General features: G+C 70.8%; 15 protein-coding genes. 2 read left to right on the plus strand and 13 right to left on the minus strand.

Translation table 11 applies throughout. From position 1 onward, the window contains the following. Nucleotides 1-18 precede the first annotated feature (18 nt). The 13 genes from pgi to ACK1X7_RS13725 all read right to left on the minus strand — a co-directional run bounded on the left by pgi (nucleotide 19) and on the right by ACK1X7_RS13725 (nucleotide 16,072). Nucleotides 19-1,671: a glucose-6-phosphate isomerase gene (gene pgi / locus ACK1X7_RS13665; RefSeq protein ID WP_413116875.1), complete on the minus strand. Its 1,653-nt coding sequence runs from the start codon at nucleotides 1,669-1,671 to the stop codon at nucleotides 19-21. A gap of 51 nt (nucleotides 1,672-1,722) precedes the next feature. Further along, complete coding sequence (locus ACK1X7_RS13670) at nucleotides 1,723-2,961, minus strand: MFS transporter (RefSeq protein WP_385148624.1); 1,239 nt, start codon at nucleotides 2,959-2,961, stop codon at nucleotides 1,723-1,725. Nucleotides 2,962-3,113: 152 nt separating this feature from the next. Next, on the minus strand, nucleotides 3,114-3,449 hold the full coding sequence (locus ACK1X7_RS13675; protein WP_009718803.1) for an RNA polymerase-binding protein RbpA: 336 nt from the start codon (nucleotides 3,447-3,449) through the stop codon (nucleotides 3,114-3,116). Nucleotides 3,450-3,665: 216 nt separating this feature from the next. Further along, nucleotides 3,666-3,893 (minus strand): preprotein translocase subunit SecG, encoded by a 228-nt coding sequence (gene secG / locus ACK1X7_RS13680; RefSeq protein ID WP_014059875.1) that lies wholly within the window; start codon nucleotides 3,891-3,893, stop codon nucleotides 3,666-3,668. Between the two features lie 113 nt (nucleotides 3,894-4,006). Next, entirely contained in the window at nucleotides 4,007-4,783 is a 777-nt protein-coding gene (tpiA, locus tag ACK1X7_RS13685) for a triose-phosphate isomerase (RefSeq protein WP_390792983.1), read from the minus strand. Nucleotides 4,784-4,788: 5 nt separating this feature from the next. Continuing rightward, on the minus strand, nucleotides 4,789-5,991 hold the full coding sequence (locus tag ACK1X7_RS13690; protein WP_413115127.1) for a phosphoglycerate kinase: 1,203 nt from the start codon (nucleotides 5,989-5,991) through the stop codon (nucleotides 4,789-4,791). Nucleotides 5,992-6,073: 82 nt separating this feature from the next. Further along, nucleotides 6,074-7,078, minus strand: coding sequence for a type I glyceraldehyde-3-phosphate dehydrogenase (gene gap / locus ACK1X7_RS13695; RefSeq protein ID WP_361507420.1), 1,005 nt, complete (start codon nucleotides 7,076-7,078; stop codon nucleotides 6,074-6,076). A gap of 176 nt (nucleotides 7,079-7,254) precedes the next feature. Then, complete coding sequence (locus ACK1X7_RS13700) at nucleotides 7,255-10,221, minus strand: M14 family metallopeptidase (protein WP_398159300.1); 2,967 nt, start codon at nucleotides 10,219-10,221, stop codon at nucleotides 7,255-7,257. Nucleotides 10,222-10,427: 206 nt separating this feature from the next. Further along, the gene (gene whiA, locus ACK1X7_RS13705) at nucleotides 10,428-11,417 is read right to left on the minus strand and encodes a DNA-binding protein WhiA (protein ID WP_059144929.1); all 990 of its coding nucleotides are present in this window, start codon (nucleotides 11,415-11,417) and stop codon (nucleotides 10,428-10,430) included. Continuing rightward, nucleotides 11,408-12,427, minus strand: coding sequence for a gluconeogenesis factor YvcK family protein (locus ACK1X7_RS13710; RefSeq protein ID WP_216340874.1), 1,020 nt, complete (start codon nucleotides 12,425-12,427; stop codon nucleotides 11,408-11,410). Before ACK1X7_RS13710 ends, whiA begins: the two co-directional genes overlap by 10 nt. Continuing rightward, complete coding sequence (rapZ, locus tag ACK1X7_RS13715) at nucleotides 12,424-13,359, minus strand: RNase adapter RapZ (protein ID WP_216340873.1); 936 nt, start codon at nucleotides 13,357-13,359, stop codon at nucleotides 12,424-12,426. The genes ACK1X7_RS13710 and rapZ overlap by 4 nt, the downstream gene beginning before the upstream one ends. Next, nucleotides 13,356-15,461 carry an excinuclease ABC subunit UvrC gene (uvrC, locus tag ACK1X7_RS13720; RefSeq protein ID WP_390792980.1) on the minus strand — a complete coding sequence of 702 codons (2,106 nt, stop codon included), beginning with the start codon at nucleotides 15,459-15,461 and terminating at the stop codon, nucleotides 13,356-13,358. Before uvrC ends, rapZ begins: the two co-directional genes overlap by 4 nt. A 185-nt stretch (nucleotides 15,462-15,646) precedes the next feature. Then, nucleotides 15,647-16,072 (minus strand): ubiquinol-cytochrome c reductase iron-sulfur subunit, encoded by a 426-nt coding sequence (locus ACK1X7_RS13725; RefSeq protein ID WP_385115790.1) that lies wholly within the window; start codon nucleotides 16,070-16,072, stop codon nucleotides 15,647-15,649. 218 nt (nucleotides 16,073-16,290) lie between these two features. Between ACK1X7_RS13725 and ACK1X7_RS13730 the strand changes: the two genes are divergently transcribed. Continuing rightward, nucleotides 16,291-17,385, plus strand: coding sequence for a LacI family DNA-binding transcriptional regulator (locus ACK1X7_RS13730; protein ID WP_390792979.1), 1,095 nt, complete (start codon nucleotides 16,291-16,293; stop codon nucleotides 17,383-17,385). Further along, complete coding sequence (locus ACK1X7_RS13735) at nucleotides 17,382-18,332, plus strand: carbohydrate kinase family protein (RefSeq protein ID WP_413115128.1); 951 nt, start codon at nucleotides 17,382-17,384, stop codon at nucleotides 18,330-18,332. Before ACK1X7_RS13730 ends, ACK1X7_RS13735 begins: the two co-directional genes overlap by 4 nt. The last annotated feature ends 24 nt before the right edge of the window (nucleotides 18,333-18,356 follow it).

Here is an 18,356-nt window from a genome sequence, read left to right on the forward strand (position 1 = left end):
TATGCGCCGCAAAGGACCTCAGCGGCCGCGCAGCGAGCGGTAGGTGGCCACCAGATGCTCGGTGGAGGTGTCCAGACCCGGCACCTCGGCGCCCTCGGTCAGGGCCGGCTCGACGCGCTTGGCGAGCACCTTGCCGAGCTCCACTCCCCACTGGTCGAACGAGTCGATGTTCCAGACGGCGCCCTGGACGAAGACCTTGTGCTCATAGAGGGCGACCAACTGGCCCAGCACCGACGGGGTCAGCTCGGAAGCGAGGATGGTGGTGGTGGGGCGGTTGCCCGCGAAGGTCTTGTGCGGCACCAGCTCCTCGGCCACCCCCTCGGCGGCGACCTCCTCGGAGGTCTTGCCGAAGGCCAGCGCCTGGCCCTGGGCGAAGAGGTTGGCCATCAGCAGGTCGTGGTGGGACTCCAGACCGGGCGGCATGCCCTTCACCGGCCGGGCGAAGCCGATCAGATCGGCCGGGACCAGCTTGGTGCCCTGGTGGAGCAGTTGGTAGTAGGCGTGCTGGCCATTGGTGCCGGGGGTGCCCCAGACGATCGGGCCGGTCTGCCAGCCGACGCGATGGCCGTCCCGGTCCACGGACTTGCCGTTGGACTCCATGTCCAACTGCTGAAGATAATCGGTGAACCTCGACAGATAGTGGCAGTACGGCAGTACGGCATGCGCCTGGGCATCGTGGAAGTTGTCGTACCAGATGCCCAACAGGCCCATCAGCAGAGGGACGTTCTCCTCCGGCGGGGCGGTGGCGAAGTGCTCGTCGACCAGATGGAAGCCGGCCAGCATCTCGCGGAAGCAGTCCGGGCCGATGGCGACCATCAAGGAAAGGCCGATGGCCGAGTCATAGGAATAGCGCCCCCCGACCCAGTCCCAGAACCCGAACATGTTGTCGGTGTCGATACCGAACTCGGCGACCTTCTCGGCATTGGTCGACACCGCCACGAAGTGCTTGGCGACGGCCTCCTCACCGGCCCGCAGCCCGGTCAGCAGCCAGTCGCGGGCGGAGAGGGCGTTGGTAATGGTCTCGACGGTGGTGAAGGTCTTGGAGGCGACGATGAACAGCGTCTCGGCCGGATCCAGGTCGCGCACCGCCTCATGCATATCCGCGCCGTCCACATTGGAGACGAACCGGAAGGTCATCGAGCGGTCGGAATAGCCGCGCAGCGCCTCGTACGCCATCTTCGGGCCCAGATCGGAGCCGCCGATACCGATGTTGACGACGTTCTTGATCCGCTTGTCGGTGTGGCCGGTCCAGTCGCCGGACCTGATCCGGTCGGCGAAGACGGCCATCTTGGCGAGCACGGCGTGCACTTCGCCGACGACGTCCTCGCCGCCCAGCTTGATCTCCGCGGAGTGCGGTGCACGCAGCGCGATATGCAGCACCGCGCGGTCCTCGGTGGTGTTGATCCGCTGGCCGCGGAACATGGCGTCCCGCAGCTCGGCCACCTTGGTGGCCCGCGCCAGCTCGCGCAGCAGCCGCAGCGTCTCGTCGGTCACCAGGTGCTTGGAGTAGTCGACGTGGAGATCGCCGACCTGAAGGGTGAGGCGGCGCCCGCGCTCCGGGTCGCCCTCGAACAGGTCGCGCAGATGCGCATCGCCCAGATCCTTGCGGTGTGCGGCCAGCGCATGCCACTCCGGCAGCTCGTCCAGCCTGGTGCGGCCTTCCATGGTCATCTCGGACATCAGCCCACTTCTCGTCGGTGCCTGGCCCCCGTGGCCACCAACCTAATTGATGACGGACCGCATTCCCGGAACGAGGGCCGCCACCCCGCAGACGAAGAGCGCCGCCGCCCCCAGCGCGGGGGTGTTGAGCCCCCACGCCGCGGCCATCACCCCGCCCAGCAGCGCGCCGAGCGGGGCGCCCGCGGTCGACAGGGTGCGGAAGGCCGAACTCACCCGGCCCAGTGCCCCGTCGGGGCTGCGCTGCTGCACCATCGTCACCTCGGTCACGTTCCAGACGATCCCCGCGAAGCCGAAGAGGCCCATGGCGGCGACCGCGACCGGCAGGCTCCGTATCGCCCCGAGGACGACCAGGGCGCCGATCTGCGCGGTGCCGCACACCACGAGGGCACGGGCGCGCCCCAGCTTCTCGGTGAGCCGGGCGGCCACCAGCCCCCCGATCACACTCCCGATGCCGTACACGGTGATGACGGCCGCATAGCCGGTGTTCCCGGCGCCCAGCCAGCCGGTGATGTGCAGCACCAGGGTGGCGATGAGCGCGCCGATGCCGATATTGCACAGCGTGGTGGAGGCGCACAGCGCCCGCAGCGTCCGGTCCCGCCACAGCACGGCCAGGCCCTCGGCGATATCGCGCCGCAGCGATCCGCCCGGCGGGCGCGGGGCCCGCTGAGGGGGTGTCACCCCCAGCGAGGCCACCAGCACGGCGGCGGCGAGATAGGTGACCGCGTCCGCCGCGAACGGCATCGCGGCGCCGAGCCCCAGCAGCACCGGCACCAGCGGGGCGCCCACGAACCGGCCCATGACCTCCTGCCCGGTCATCAGCCGGGCGTTGGCCCTGCCCAGCGCCTGCTGCCCGACCACCGAGGGCAGGAGCGCCGTGGCGGCGTTGTCGAACAGGGTCTGGAGCGTGGTCAGGGCGAACGCGAGGACGAGCAGCAGCCCGATGGTGGCCCGGTCCAGCCAGACGGCGACGGCGAACCCCGCCATCAGGACGGCCCGCGCGCCGTCCACCGCCCACATCGCCCGCCGCTGGTCCACCCGGTCGGCGATCGCCCCGCCGATCAGCCCGAACAGCAGCCAGGGCAGAAAGCCGCAGGCGGTCACGAGCGAGACCAGCACCGGCGAATCGGTCAGCGAGACGGCCAGCAGCGGCAGCGCCGCACCCCGCAGGGCGTCCCCGAACCGGGAGACGACCGCGGCCGCCCACAGCCGCCCGAACCCCCCGCGCCACGCGGGCACCACCGGTTCTCCGGCGCCCAGCTCACCGGCGTCCACCGCGGCCATCACGATCCCCCCATGCGTCCGCCCCCGCCCGGCGGGACGGCTCCCCCCGGGGATTCAGCACCCCACGACCGTAGCCCGCACCACTGACAACGGCCCGGCCGCGCACCCCTCACAGGAGGTGCCCGGCCGGGCCGTCGTACCGCGTGCTGTGTCTAGATCTCGCCCCGGAGCTTGGCGAGTGCCTCGGCGAGAATCGCCTCGCCGTCGGCGTCGCTGCGCCGCTCCCGTACGTACGCCAGATGCGTCTTGTACGGCTCGGTGCGCGGCGGGTCCGGCGGGTTGTCCCGGTCCTTGCCGGCCGGGAAGCCGCAGCGGGGGCAGTCCCACGTGTCAGGGATCTGCGCGTCGCTGGCGAAGCTCGGCACGGTCTCATGCCCGTTCGAGCACCAGAAGGAGATGCGCAGGCGCGGCGCCGATTCGCCTCGCTCGGCCTCTCCCATCGGCCCCGCTCCGACCCGGCTTCCACGGATCGCGTTGCCACTTGCCACGGTCGTAACTCCCTGCGTGATGGTGCCGCGAAGCCTCGATTGGCAGCTTCGCCGCCCGGCGCCCCAGTCTACGTAAGGCCCAACGCGCGTCCAGTGAGAGGAGTTACACCCGTCCCCGAGGACGCCTTGCCATCATAGGCCGCATATGGGCCCCGCTGACGACGGTACGTCAGTTATCGGGCGTCGGCCGGGCCCTCGGCGGGCCCCGCCGGAGCCTCAGTCGAGCTTCATCAGCAGCCCGAGCACGACGATGCAGACGAACCACAGCAGCCCGACCACCACGGTGATGCGGTCCAGGTTGCGCTCGGCGACCGAGGAGCCGCCCACCGAGGACTGCATGCCGCCGCCGAACATGTCGGACAGGCCGCCGCCCTTCCCCTTGTGCATGAGCACCAACATCATCAGCAGCAGGCTGAAGATGATGAGGGCGATCGAAAACCCCATGATCACAGTTGGACCAACCTTCTCGGGCTTGTACGGACGTCGGGGGCCGGACGGTGCGATTCCCACCGCCTCGACCCCCGACAGGGTACGACGACGCGCGCGCTAGGGCCTACTCACTGGTCGCGGAAACGAACGATCTTGACGAATTCGTCCGCGTCCAGCGCCGCGCCGCCGATCAGGGCGCCGTCCACATCCGGCTGGGCCATGATCGCCGCGACGTTCCCGGACTTCACCGAGCCGCCGTACTGGATCCTGACCTTGTCGGCGACCTCCTGGCCGTACAGCTCGGCGAGCCGGCCACGGATGGCCCCGCAGACCTCCTGGGCGTCCTCGGGGGTCGCCACCTCGCCGGTGCCGATCGCCCAGACCGGCTCGTAGGCGATCACGATGGTCTCGGCCTGCTCGGCGGGGATGTCCTTGAGACCGCCGTCGACCTGCGCGAGGGTGTGGGCGACCTGGTTGCCCGCCTTACGGACCTCCAGGCCCTCGCCGACGCACAGGATCGGGGTGAGGTCATGGCGGAAGGCCGCCTTGACCTTGGCGTTGCACAGCTCGTCGGACTCGCCGTGGTACTGGCGCCGCTCCGAGTGCCCGACGACGGCGAAGGTGCACTTGAGCTTGGACAGCATCGAGCCGGAGATCTCGCCGGTGTAGGCGCCGGAGTCGTGCGCGGAGATGTCCTGGGCGCCGTACTTGATCTTCAACTTGTCGCCGTCGACCAGGGTCTGCACCGACCGCAGATCGGTGAAGGGCGGCAGCACCGCGACCTCCACGGCCTCGTAGTCCTTGTCGGCGAGTGCGAAGGCGAGCTTCTGGACGTGGGCGATGGCCTCGAGGTGGTTGAGGTTCATCTTCCAGTTGCCCGCCATCAGCGGCGTACGGTCACTCACAGTGTTCAGTCCTCCAGTGCGGCGAGGCCGGGGAGCGTCTTGCCCTCGAGGTATTCGAGGCTCGCTCCACCGCCGGTCGAGATGTGGCCGAAAGCGTTCTCGTCGAAGCCCAGGATCCGTACGGCCGCGGCGGAGTCGCCGCCGCCGACCACGGTGAAGGCCGGGCTGTCCAGGAGCGCCTGGGCCACGGCCCGGGTGCCCTCGGCGAAGTCGGGGTGCTCGAAGACGCCCATCGGGCCGTTCCAGAAGACGGTGGCCGCGTCGGCCAGCTTCGAGGCGTACAGCTTGCGGGTCTCCGGGCCGATGTCCAGCCCCTGAAGATCGGCCGGGATCGCGTCCGCGGCGATGACCTGCGGGTTCGCCGGGGCCTTGGTCTTCAGGTCCGGGAATTCGGACGCGGCCGTGACATCGACCGGGAGCACGAACTCCACCCCGCGCTCCTTGGCCCGGCGCAGATAGTCCTGGACCGCCGGGACCTGGTCCTCCTGAAGCAGCGAGCCGCCGACCTCATGGCCCTGGGCCTTGAGGAAGGTGTAGGCCATGCCGCCGCCGATCAGGATGCGGTCGGCCTTCTCCAGCAGGTGGTCGATGACGCCGAGCTTGTCGGAGACCTTGGCGCCGCCGAGGACGACCGCGTAGGGCCGCTTGACGTCCTCGGTGAGCTTCTTCAGGACCGACAGCTCGGCGGCGATCAGCTCGCCCGCGGCGTGCGGCAGCCGGGCCGGGAGGTCGTACACGGAGGCGTGCTTACGGTGGACCGCGCCGAAGCCGTCGCCCACGTAGCGGTCGGCGAGGGTGGCGAGCCGGTCGGCGAAGGCGCCGCGCTCGGCGTCGTCCTTACTGGTCTCACCGGCGTTGAAACGCAGGTTCTCCAGCAGCGCGACCTCGCCGTCGCCGAGCCCCGCCACGGTGGCCTGAGCGGTCTCGTCCACGGTGTCGGTCGCGAAGGCGACCTGCTTGCCGAGGAGTTCGCCGAGCCGCCGGGCGACGGGGGCGAGCGAGTACTGGGGGTCCGGGGCGCCCTTGGGGCGGCCCAGATGCGAGGCGACGATCACCCTGGCGCCCCGGTCCAGGAGCTTGTTGATCGTCGGGACGGCGGCGCGGATCCGGCCGTCGTCGGTGATCGTCTCGCCGTCGAGCGGGACGTTCAGATCGGCGCGGACGAAGACCCGCTGCCCGGCGACCTGAAGATCGTCAATCGTCTTCACAGGGATGACTCCTTGATCATGGATCGGGGCCCGCTACGACGCCGTCGTAGCGGGCCCCATTCCTGGCTCATCGGGACAGCGGTCAGAGCCGCTCGCCGACGAAGACGGTCAGGTCGACGAGGCGGTTGGAGTAGCCCCACTCGTTGTCGTACCAGCCGACGACCTTGACCTGCTTGCCCTGGACCATGGTCAGGGAGGAGTCGAAGGTGCAGGACGCGGGCCAGTTGACGATGTCCGAGGAGACGATCGGGTCCTCGGTGTACTCCAGGATGCCCTTGAGCTGACCCTCGGCGGCCTTCTGGAAGGCCGTGTTGATCTCGTCCTTGGTGACCTCGCGGTCGAGCTCCAGGACCAGGTCGGTGACCGAGCCGGTCGGGACCGGGACGCGCATCGCGATGCCGTCCAGCTTGCCCTTGAGCTGCGGCAGGACCAGCGCGGTGGCCTTGGCGGCACCGGTGGAGGTCGGAATGATGTTCTCCGCCGCCGCGCGGGCGCGACGCAGGTCCTTGTGCGGGAAGTCCAGGATGCGCTGGTCGTTGGTGTACGCGTGGACCGTCGTCATCATGCCCTTGACGATGCCGAAGTTCTCGTCGAGGACCTTGGCCATCGGCGCCACACAGTTGGTGGTGCAGGAGGCGTTGGAGATGACGTGCTGGTTCGCCGGGTCGTACTTCTCGTTGTTGACGCCCATCACGATCGTGATGTCCTCGTCCTTGGCGGGCGCGGAGATCAGGACCTTCTTGGCGCCGGCGGCGAGGTGCTTGGCGGCGTCCTCGCGCTTGGTGAAGATGCCGGTGGACTCCACCACGATGTCGGCGCCGAGCTCGCCCCACGGAAGGGCCGCCGGGTCGCGCTCGGCCATCGTCTTGAAGGTCTGGTTGCCCACCGTGATGGTGTCCTCAGTGTGGCTGACCTCGTGCTTCAGCCGGCCGAGGATGGTGTCGTACTTCAGCAGGTGCACCAGGGTGGCGTTATCGGTCAGGTCGTTGACACCGACGATCTCGATGTCCGCACCCTGCTCAAGGAGCGCGCGGAAGTAGTTGCGACCGATGCGGCCAAAGCCGTTGATGCCTACGCGGATCGTCACGAACCGATCTCCTCGTTGGTGTGCCGGTCTGGACGCCGGCGAACGTATATGGGATGTCCCCGACCGCCTCCGACCCTACCGCTATCACGGGACGTACGTGACATTGGCAATCGGCGGCCCATGACCACCGGAAAGTGGTACGGGCCGCCGATTCAGTCACGATTTGTCACGCGCTGTCAACGACGCAGCGCACGTAGCGCGTCGGCCACCAGCCGGGCCCGCTGGGCGGCGTCCGGGACATGCTCCAGGCCGAAGCCGAGCAGCACGGTGTCCCGGGTGGTGACGCCCGCGGCGGTGTGGAAGAGCTCCCGGGAACGGGACCAGTCCGCCGAGTTCGCCGGGCTGCCCTCCGGCGCCCCCGAGACCGCCCATGGGCCGAGCGCGGTCTCGAAGCCCTCGGAGTCCTTGGCGGTGCCGCCGACGGTGAACTCGGTGCTGTCCACGAAGGCGCCCCGGCCGCCGGTGCCCGGGTCGGTGACGTACGAGAGCGCCAGCTCGACCTTCTTGCCCGCGTAGCCGCTCAGGTCCACGGAGACCGGCCGCCACCCCTCGGAGGAGCCCGTCAGGCTGTTCCAGGCTCCGGTGCTGCCCCGCGCGCCGCAGCCGTCGTCGCCGGGGGTCAGGTAGTGCTTCAGGAACGGGTGCAGATTGAGCAGGAAGCCCGCCTCGCACTCGGCGGGCACCTCGGTGGAGGAACCGCCGTTCGCGTCGGGCAGGGTGGTCCAGTCGTCCTGGCCCGCGGTGTGCGCCTCGATGACCACATGGTCGTAGCCGGGCTCGGTGTCATAGCTGAGCCGGAAGGCCAGGGCCGGTTTGTCGGCGGCGGCCACACCGGTCAGATCGACCGTACGGGACAGCCGCATCCAGGAGTTGTCACGGTGGCCCGCGGCCGCCATCCAGTCACCCTCATAGGGCTGGTACGGGGTGCGCGCGCCGGGGTACGCGCCCGCGCCCGCGCTGCGGAACTGGGGGAAGTCCTTCGGCGGCAGCACATCGGAGGTGACCGTATAGGCGCCCGCGGCGTCCAGGGGGTTGCCGGGGGCGTCGCCGAGGTTCGCGCCGGTGCCCGCGAGCGCGCCGGCGCCCTCGAAGGCGGTGGGCGACTTCAGGGTGAGCCGGCTGTCGGCGCCCAGGTAGTACTGGCTGAAGTCGTCGGTGTCGGCCGGTCCCACCTCGGAGCTGCCGCCCGCCCGCTCACCGGTGGTGATCAGCTTGCCGCCCTCGTTGAGGAAGTCCCGCACCGCGAGCAGGGTCGGGCCGCCGGGCCGTTCGGCGCCGGTGTACCAGAGCACGGTCCTGAAGTGGTTCAGCACCCCGAGCGCGGACGGCGCCCCCTGGGTGGCCACGTCCCAGACGGCGGCCTTACGGCCGTTGTCGGCCAACGCCCGGGTGTACGCGGCGGTGTGCCGGGCCGGGGAGCTGCCGCCCTCCTCGGCGATCACCAGGGTGTCGGCGCGGGCCCGCTTGGCCACGGTGTAGGTGAACGGCTCACTGGCGGTCCGCTTGCCGCTCTTCGTACGGCCGGTGAACCAGACCTTGACCCGCTGTCCGGGGTCCGCGCCCTTGACGGCGGCGCGGTACTGGTCGAAGAGGACGTTGTCCTCGCCGCCGTAGGTCTCGCCGCCCTGCCACGCCTTCAGCGAGGCGGTGCGGGTACGGCCGCCGTCCACGCGGTAGTTGAGCCGCTTGTCGCGAACACTCTTGCGGACGGTGACGGCGACGTCCTGGTCGCCGCCGCGGGCGTAGGACGTGCTGAAGGTGTCCGGGGTGAAGTCGGGCGCGGTCAGACCGACGGACGAGGACGGCCGGTCGGGGTGCTCTGCGGTCTCGGCGACGGAGAGCGCGAAGGGAATGTTCTTGGTGAACTCCTGCGCGATCAGCTTCTCGTCGTCGGGGAAGGTGAAGACGGACGCGCAGTCACGCGGCTGCCAGGCGTCGTTCGGGTCGACGCCGGAGGCGGTCTGACACGTCGACATCTCCGGGGTGAACATCATCATCCCGTTGACGTTCGCGGCGTGGCCGTCGGCCTCGCCGTTGGTGGTGTACAGCTCGGAGGAGACCTGCGGGTGGTACCCGGGGATCGCGGAGTGCTCCGGGGTGCCGGCGAGGGACTTGTAGAGAACGTCGTCCGGGGTCGGGGTGGCGACCTGCCAGCCGACGCCGTAGAGCAGCAGTTCGGCGGCCGAGTGGTAGTTGATGCCGTAGGTGAAGCCGATGCGCTTCTCGAAGGCGTCCAGCGCCTTGGTCTCCGGTTCGGAGGCGGGGGCGGGTCCCCGGTAGGTCTCGTCGGCCGGATGGGCGGACGAACCCTCGTTGTCGTAGCCCCACTTGTAGCCGAAGTTGCGGTTGAGGTCGACGCCGTCGCCCGCGGTGATCTTGCCGTCACCGTCGTTGTCGCGCAGGTTCTTGCGCCACTGGCGGTTGTCCGGGCTCTGATGCGTGTAGTCGTAGCCGTCCGGGTTGGCGGACAGGACGAACCACAGTTCGGTACGGTCCACGATCTTGGTGACGCGGTCGTCCTTGCCGTAGTTGTCGAGGTAGTAGTGCATCAGCCGGCGGGTCATCTCCGGCGTGATCCACTCACGGGCGTGCTGATTGGACATGTACAGCACCGACGGCTTGCTGCCGTCGCGGGTCTTCCCGGCGCCCTTGCTCAGCTTGAGGGCGAGGATGTCCTTGCCGCGGCCGGTCTTGCCGATGCTGACGACCTTGGTGAGGCCGGGGTGGGCCCGGCCGGTCTCGACGATCTCCTGCTGGAGCCCGCCCTGGCCGCTGTAGGGGCGGAAGACGCCGTCGCCCGCGGCCTTCAGGCGGTTGCGGGTCGGTGCGGAGATCTTCTTCTCGGTGAGCCGCACGCCTTTGCCGCGCAGTGCGGCGGCCTGCTTCCCGGTGAGGTAGAGCTCGACCGGGCCGGTGCCCTTCTCCGGCACCTGCCGCCCCAGTTCGGTGCCGTCCGCTCCGGCGCGCAGCAGCAGCGGAATCTGGCCCTTGGTGACCTGGGCGGTCCATACGGACAGCCCGTCGCCGGCGGGGTTCGCCGGAGGTTGTGCGGGGGCCGCGGGTGTCGCGGCCAGTCCCCCCAGGAGCAGCGCGGCAAGTGCCACCACCGCGCCGCTCGATCTCACCGTGCGTCTGAGCTTCATCAGCCCCCCTGGCTGTCGTGTGAAGACCCGCGGGTGCGCAGGCGCACCAGACTTGTCAGGACACATGGTCATGTCAACAGCGGCGCGCGGACCGGTCCGTACATGGCCCTGGGGACGCGAACGCCCCCGGATCGCTCGCGTGATCCAGGGGCGGGGCGGGGGGAGGCTTCGGTGCCGGTCTGGGGGCGGCAGCTCTGGGAGCGCGGTCAGCCGACCATGCCCTCGGCCATCTCCTCGGTGAGACTGGACTCCGTGCCGGGGATGCCCAGGTCCTGCGCGCGCTTGTCGGCCATGGCCAGCAGCCTGCGGATGCGGCCCGCGACGGCGTCCTTGGTCAGCGGCGGGTCGGCGAGGGCGCCCAGCTCCTCCAGGGACGCCTGCTTGTGCTCCATGCGCAGCCGGCCGGCCGCCGCGAGGTGCTCGGGCACCTCGTCGGCCAGGATCTCCAGGGCGCGCTGCACCCGGGCCCCGGCGGCGACGGCGGCGCGGGCCGAGCGGCGCAGATTGGCGTCGTCGAAGTTGGCGAGGCGGTTGGCGGTCGCCCGCACCTCGCGCCGCATCCGCCGCTCCTCCCAGGCGAGGACCGACTCATGGGCCCCCAGCCGCGTCAACAGCGCGCCGATGGCGTCACCGTCCCGGACGACCACCCGGTCCACCCCGCGCACCTCGCGCGCCTTGGCGGCGATCTGGAGCCGGCGGGCGGCGCCGACCAGTGCGAGCGCGGCCTCCGGGCCGGGGCAGGTCACCTCCAGGGAGGACGAGCGGCCGGGCTCGGTGAGCGAGCCATGGGCGAGGAAGGCCCCGCGCCAGGCGGCCTCGGCGTCGCAGGTGGCGCCGGAGACGACCTGCGGCGGCAGTCCGCGGATCGGCCGGCCGCGGCCGTCGACCAGGCCGGTCTGCCGCGCGAGCTGGTCACCGCCCGCCACCACCCGCACCACGTACCTGCTGCCGCGGCGCAGCCCTCCGGGGGCCATCACCACCAGATCCGAGGAGTGGCCGAAGATCTCCAGGATGTCCTTGCGCACCCTGCGGGCCGCGATCCCGGTGTCCAGCTCCGCCTCGATCACGATGCGCCCGCTGACCAGGTGCAGCCCGCCCGCGAACCGCAGGATCGCCGAGACCTCCGCTTTCCGGCAGCAGGTCCGGGTGACGGGGAGCCGGGAGATTTCGTCCTTCACCGCTGCCGTCATCGCCATGGGCCGATCCTTCCATGCATCCGAAAAATACGGTCGTACGCGGCCGCCAGAAGCTCCGGGTCGTGCTTCGGGGCACCGTCGGTCGCGGCCACCGGCGCCAGCTCGACCGTGCCGCCCAGCCGCTTGGCCGCGTCGCACAGACTGCTCTGGTCGGGGACGGCGGCCTCATCGGCCAGCACCACGTCGAAGGCGAGTTTAGGGGCGTGTCGGGCCAAAACCTCCAAATGACGCTGCGGAGAGAAGCCATCGGTTTCTCCCGGCTGAGGGGCGAGGTTCAGTGACAGCACCCGCCGGGCCTTGGTCTCGGTGAGTGCCTGGAGCAGATCGGGGACCAGCAGATGCGGGATCACGGAGGAGAACCAGGAGCCGGGCCCCAGCACCACCCAGTCGGCGTCCATGACCGCCTCGACGGCCTCGGGGACGGCCGGCGGGTCGTGCGGCACCAGATGGACCGACTGCACCTCGCCGCGGGTCAGCGCCACGGTGGCCTGCCCGGCGACGGTGGACACCTCGTCCGGGTGCGCCGGGTCATGGCCCCGCACGTACGCCTGGAGCTCCAGGGGGACGGCCGACATGGGCAGCACCCGGCCATGGGCGCCCAGCAGCTTGCCGACCAGGTCGAGCGCCTTCACATGGTCGCCGAGCTGCTCCCACAGGGCGACGATCAGCACATTGCCGACCGCGTGGCCGTGCAGCTCGCCCTCGCTGATGAAGCGGTGCTGGATGACCCGCGCCCACGTCTGGCCCCAGTCGTCGTCGCCGCACAGCGCGGCCAGGGCCTTGCGCAGGTCGCCGGGCGGCAGCACGCCCAGCTCGTCGCGGAGCCGCCCGCTGGAGCCGCCGTCGTCGGCCACGGTGACGACGGCGGTGAGGTCGCCGGTGATCCGGCGCAGTGCGGCGAGCGACGCGGACAGGCCCATGCCGCCGCCGAGTGCGACGACCTTGGGCTGCGCGCTCCGGCTGGTCCGTGCTCCGACCAGCCGTCGCAGCCGCTTGGTACGAATGGTCACTCGCGCCCCATGTCCCGGTGGACGATGACGGTCTCCACTCCCTCGGCGGCCAGCCGTGGGGCGAGCCGCTCGGACATCGCCACACTGCGGTGCTTGCCGCCGGTGCAGCCGATGGCGATGGTCACATAGCGCTTGCCCTCGCGGCGGTAGCCCGCGGCGATGAGCTGGAGCAGCTCCGCGTAGCGGTCGAGGAACTCCTTGGCGCCGGGCTGGTTGAACACATAGCTGGAGACCTCCTCGTTGAGCCCGGTGAAGGGGCGCAGCTCGGGGACCCAGTGCGGATTGGGCAGGAAGCGGCAGTCCACCACGAGATCGGCGTCGACCGGCAGCCCGTACTTGTAGCCGAACGACATCACGGTGGCCCGCAGCTCGGGCTCCTCCTCGCCCGCGAACTGCGGGTCCATCTTGGCGCGCAGCTCATGCACGTTGAGGCTGGAGGTGTCGATCACCAGGTCGGCGTCGCCGCGCAGCTCGCGCAGCAGATCGCGCTCGGCGGCGATGCCGTCCACGATCCGGCCGTCGCCCTGGAGGGGGTGCGGGCGGCGCACGGATTCGAAGCGGCGCACCAGGGCCTCGTCGGACGCCTCCAGGAACAGCACGCGCCGCTTGACGCTCTTGGCGGCGAGGTCGGCGAGGGACTCGCGGAGGTTGTCGAAGAAGCGGCGGCCGCGGACGTCCACCACCACGGCGATCCGGGCCACATTGCCCTGGGAGCGGGCGCCCAGGTCGACCATGGTGGGGATCAGCGCGGGCGGCAGGTTGTCCACGACGAACCAGCCGAGGTCCTCCAGACACTTGGCCGCGGTGCTGCGGCCCGCGCCCGACATTCCAGAGATGATCACCAGCTCGGGGATGGCCGCCACCTCGGCGGGCTCGCCCGACGTGCCCGTATTCACCTGCGCTCCGTCTCCATGGTTCTCGTGCTCGGTCATGGTCTGGTCCCCCCGTTCGACGAGGACGCCGCACCGGCGGCCTCGTCCTCAATGATCTCTCCTGTGGCGGTGTTCACGGCGGGCGCGGCCGGGGCGGACCCGGCGAGCGCCGCGGCGACCGTCTCGGCCGTCTTACGGCCGACGCCCGGCACCTCGCAGATCTGCTCGACCGTGGCGGCGCGCAGCCGCTTGACCGAGCCGAAATGCTTCAGCAGGGCCTGCTTACGGCTGTCACCGAGGCCCGGAACGGTGTCCAGCGGCCCGGCCTTCATCGACTTGGCGCGCTTGCTGCGCTGATAGGTGATGGCGAAGCGGTGGGCCTCGTCGCGGACCCGCTGGAGGAGGTAGAGCCCCTCGCTGCTGCGGGGCAGCACCACCGGGTCCTCCTCGTCCGGCAGCCACACCTCCTCGAGCCGCTTGGCGAGGCCGCAGACGGCGACATCGTCGACGCCGAGCTCGTCCAGGGCCCGTTGGGCGGCGGCCACCTGCGGCTTTCCACCGTCGACCACGACGAGCTGGGGCGGGTAGGCGAACCGCTTCGGCCTGCCCTCCTCGTCGATCGGGCCGGAGGGGCCCTCGGAGAGGCCGTCGGAGGGGCCGTCGAGGGGCTGCCCGGTGGTCTCTGTATCTTGCGTCGGCGTATCTTCCGTCGGCGTATTTTCCATGGCCCCGGTGGCCTGCTCCTCCCACTCCCCGGTCTTCTGCTTCTCCAGCAGATAGCGGCGGAAGCGGCGGCTGACGACCTCATGCATGGAGCGGACATCGTCCTGCCCGGCGAAGCTCTTGATCTGGAAGCGGCGGTACTCACTCTTACGGGGGAGCCCGTCCTCGAAGACCACCATGGAGGCCACCACGTCATCTCCCTGGAGATGGGAGATGTCGAAGCACTCGACGCGCAGCGGGGCGGAGTCCAGCCCCAGGGCCTCGGCGATCTCCTCCAGGGCCCGGGAGCGCGTGGTGAGGTCGGAGGCGCGCTTGGTCTTGTGCAGCGCGAGCGCCTGCTGGGCGTTGCGCTGGACGGTCTGCATCAGGTCCTTCTTGTCGCCGCGCTGCGGGATGCGCAGATCGACCAGGGAGCCCCGGCGCTCGGTGAGCCACTGGGTGACCGGCTCGGCCGGGTCCGGCACGGCGGGCACCAGGACCTCCTTGGGGACGGCGTCGCCGCGCTCCTCCCCGTAGAGCTGCTGGAGGGCGTGCTCGACCAGCCCGGCGGTGTCGACGGCCTCGACCTTGTCGGTGACCCAGCCGCGCTGACCGCGCACCCGGCCGCCGCGCACATGGAAGATCTGGACGGCGGCCTCCAGCTCGTCCTCGGCGACCGCTATCAGATCGGCGTCGGTGGCGTCGGCGAGAACCACCGCGTTCTTCTCCATGGCGCGCTTGAGCGCCCCTATGTCGTCGCGGAGCCGGGCCGCCTTCTCGTACTCCATGTCCTCGGCGGCCTCGTGCATCCGCTGCTCCAGGCGGCGCAGATAGGTGCCGGTGCGGCCGGCCATGAAGTCGCAGAACTCTTCGGCGAGTTCGCGGTGCTCCTCGGCGGTGACACGGCCGACGCAGGGGGCCGAGCATTTGCCGATATAGCCGAGCAGACAGGGGCGGCCGATCTGGGCGGAGCGCTTGAACACCCCGGCGGAGCAGGTCCGGACGGGGAACACCCGCAGCATCAGATCGACGGTCTCGCGGATGGCCCAGGCGTGGCCGTAAGGGCCGAAGTAGCGCACGCCCTTCTTCTTGGCGCCGCGCATCACCTGGACCCGGGGGAACTCCTCGTTCAGGGTCACGGCGAGGGAGGGGTAGCTCTTGTCGTCGCGGTATTTGACGTTGAACCGGGGGTCGAACTCCTTGATCCAGGAGTACTCGAGCTGTAGGGCCTCGACCTCGGTGGAGACCACGGTCCACTCCACGGCGGCGGCCGTGGTGACCATGGTGCGGGTGCGCGGGTGGAGGTTCGCCAGGTCCTGGAAGTACGACGAGAGCCGCGGGCGCAGGCTCTTCGCCTTTCCCACGTAGATAACCCGGCCGTGCTCATCACGGAACTTGTAGACCCCCGGCGACTCGGGGATCTGTCCCGGCTTGGGGCGGTAGCTGCTCGGGTCGGCCATGGTCACCACCCTACTTGCGGGGAGTGACACATCCGGGCTCTCGGGAGGGGGTCTGCCGAGGTCCAGTGGATTTGGGGATTCCGCGGCCGCTCGGGCGCGCGCCGGGCGCCCGCTCAGGCGTCGGGAGCCGTCCAGGCACGGGCGCCCGCTCAGGCGTCGGGGCCCGTCCAGGCGTCCGGCTTCGCTCAGGCGTCGGGACCCGCCACAAGTCGTCCGCCCTTCGCGGTGACCGGGATCGACGGCAGCGGCTTCTCCGCGGGCCCCTGGAGGACCTTGCCGGTGCGGGCGTCGAACTGACTGCCGTGGCATGGGCAGTTGATCTTGTCGTCCTCGACACTGTCGACAACGCATCCGGCGTGGGTGCACACCGCGCTGAACGCCGTGAACTCGCCCTTGGCGGGCTGGGCGACCACCACCCGCTGCTCCCGGTAGATCTTGGCGCCGCCGACGGGGACGACATCGGCCGAGCCGAGCTCGACGGGGGCGGTGGGCGTCGAGGACGCCTTCCGGCCCGAACCGTCCGGGGAGCAGGCCGCCGCCCCGAGCCCGGCGGCTCCGGCCAGCGCGGCGCAGCACAGCAGGGTTCGGCGGGAAGCGGGCTGGCTGGACATACGGCTCCTGAGGGGTGTGAGGGGGCCCTCCGACCATACCGGCACAGATCCGTCCACTCGTCGCCGCCTCCCAGGGAGGGCGTAAGCGCTTGCGCAAACGTTTACGTCCGACCGTGGATGCGATACGTTACGTGCCCCCAGGGCCCGGTGGCCTCATGCATCCGGTGGCCCCGACGACCCGACAACCCGACGACCCTCGACGCGGAGGACCACAGCGGATGGCAACCATGGTCGACGTCGCCCGGCGTGCCGGGGTGTCCGTGGCCACCGTCTCGCATGTGCTCAACGAGACCCGGCCGGTCCGCCCGGACACCCGTAAGGCCGTGCTGGACGCCATCGAGGACCTCGGCTACATCCCCAATACGCTGGCGCGCTCCCTGGTGACCGCGCGCACTCGCTCGATCGGGCTGGCCGTCTCGGCGATCAGCAATCCGTACTTCACCGAGATCCTCCAGGGCGTCGAGTCCAGCGCCCTGGAGCAGGGGTACGGGCTGCTGATCGCCGATCCGCATGACGATCCCGAGCATGAGCGCAAGGTCGTCCGGCTGCTCCATGAGCGGCGGGTGGACGGCGTGATCGTCGCCCCCTCGGCCGAGCCCGCCGGACTGCTGGAGTATCTGGCCCGCCGTAAGATCCCCGCCGTCTTCCTCGACCGGCTGGTCGGCGACGCCCATGACCAGGTGTGCGCCGAGAACTCCCGCCCCGTCGAACAACTGGTCCACCATCTCGCCGGCCTCGGCCACATCCGTATCGGACTGGTCGCGGGGCTGCCGGGGCTGAGCACCACCACCGAGCGGATCGCGGGCTACCGGGCCGGGCTGGAGCGGTACGGGCTGCCGTTCCGCCCCGGGCTGCTGGCCGAGGGCCACTCCGAGGCACGGGGCGCGGAGGACGCCGTCCACCGGCTGCTGGCCTCCTCCGAGCCGCCCACCGCGATCATCACCGCGAACAACGCGATGACCATCGGCGCGCTGCGCGCCCTGCGGACGGCGGGCCTGAGCGTGCCGGACGATCTCGCGCTCGTCTGCTTCGACGACTTCTCCTGGGCCGATGTCTTCTCCCCCGGGCTCACCGCGATCTCCCAGCCCAGCCGGGAGGTCGGCGCCACCGCCGTCCGGCTGCTGCTCGACCGGCTGGAGAACCCGGGGCGGCCGCCGCGCACCGTCCGGCTGCCCTGCGCCTTCGTCCACCGCACCTCCTGCGGCTGTGTGGCCGAAACCCCCGGCCGACCGCTCGACCAACGGCTCGACCAACCGCTCGACCGACCGCTCCCCGGAACCCCCGGGCGCCCCGGAAAGGACCCCGTCTCGTGATCGTCGTCGCCGGAGAAGCCCTGATCGACCTCGTGCCCGAGCGCACGTCGAGCGCCGCGGCGGGCGACCGGCTGCCCGCGCTGCGTCCGGCGCGCGGCGGCGGCCCGTACAACACCGCGCTGGCGCTGGGGCGGCTCGGCTCGCCCACCGCGTTCTGCTCGCGGGTCTCCACGGACGGCTTCGGGGAGGCGCTGCTGGAGGGGCTGCGGAAGGACGGCGTGGACACCGCGCTGGTGCAGCGCGGCCAGGAGCCCACAACCCTCGCCGTCGCCTCTATCGGGGCCGATGGCTCGGCCGGATACGGGTTCTATGTGCAGGGCACCGCGGACCGGCTCTTCACCCTGCCGCCGTCCCTTCCCGAGGGGGTGAGCGCGCTGTCGCTGGGCACCTGCTCGCTGGTGCTGGAGCCGGGCGCGAGCGCGTATGAGGAGCTGCTGCGACGGGAGGCCGCGCGCGGTGTCTTCACCACGCTGGACCCCAATGTCCGCACCGGCCTGATCCCCGACGCCGACGCCTACCGGGCGCGCTTCCAGGGCTGGCTGCCCCATATCGGCCTGCTGAAGCTGTCCATAGAGGACGCCCGATGGCTGGCCGACTCGCAGGACGCGGAGGATGTGGAGACGGCCGTGGGCGAGTGGCTGGCGGCGGGCCCGGCGGCCGTGGTGCTCACCCATGGCGGGGAGGGGCTGAGCGTACGGCGCCAGGACGGCTCGGTGCTCTCGGTGCCGGGCGAGCGGGTGGACATCGTGGACACCATCGGAGCGGGCGACACCGTGAACGCCGCGCTGCTGCACCGGCTGGCGGGGCACCAGGCGCTGTCGGCCCCCGCACTGGCCAAGCTGGACGAAGCGGCCTGGCTCGATGTGCTGGACTTCGCCGCCCGCGCCGCCGCGATCACCTGCTCCCGGGCGGGCGCGGAGCCGCCCTACGCCTCCGAGCTGGCCTGACCCGCTCCGCGCACGCGTACGCCG

This window comes from Streptomyces sp. CY-1 (assembly GCF_047218265.1).
GTDB classification, from domain to species: domain Bacteria; phylum Actinomycetota; class Actinomycetes; order Streptomycetales; family Streptomycetaceae; genus Streptomyces; species Streptomyces niphimycinicus.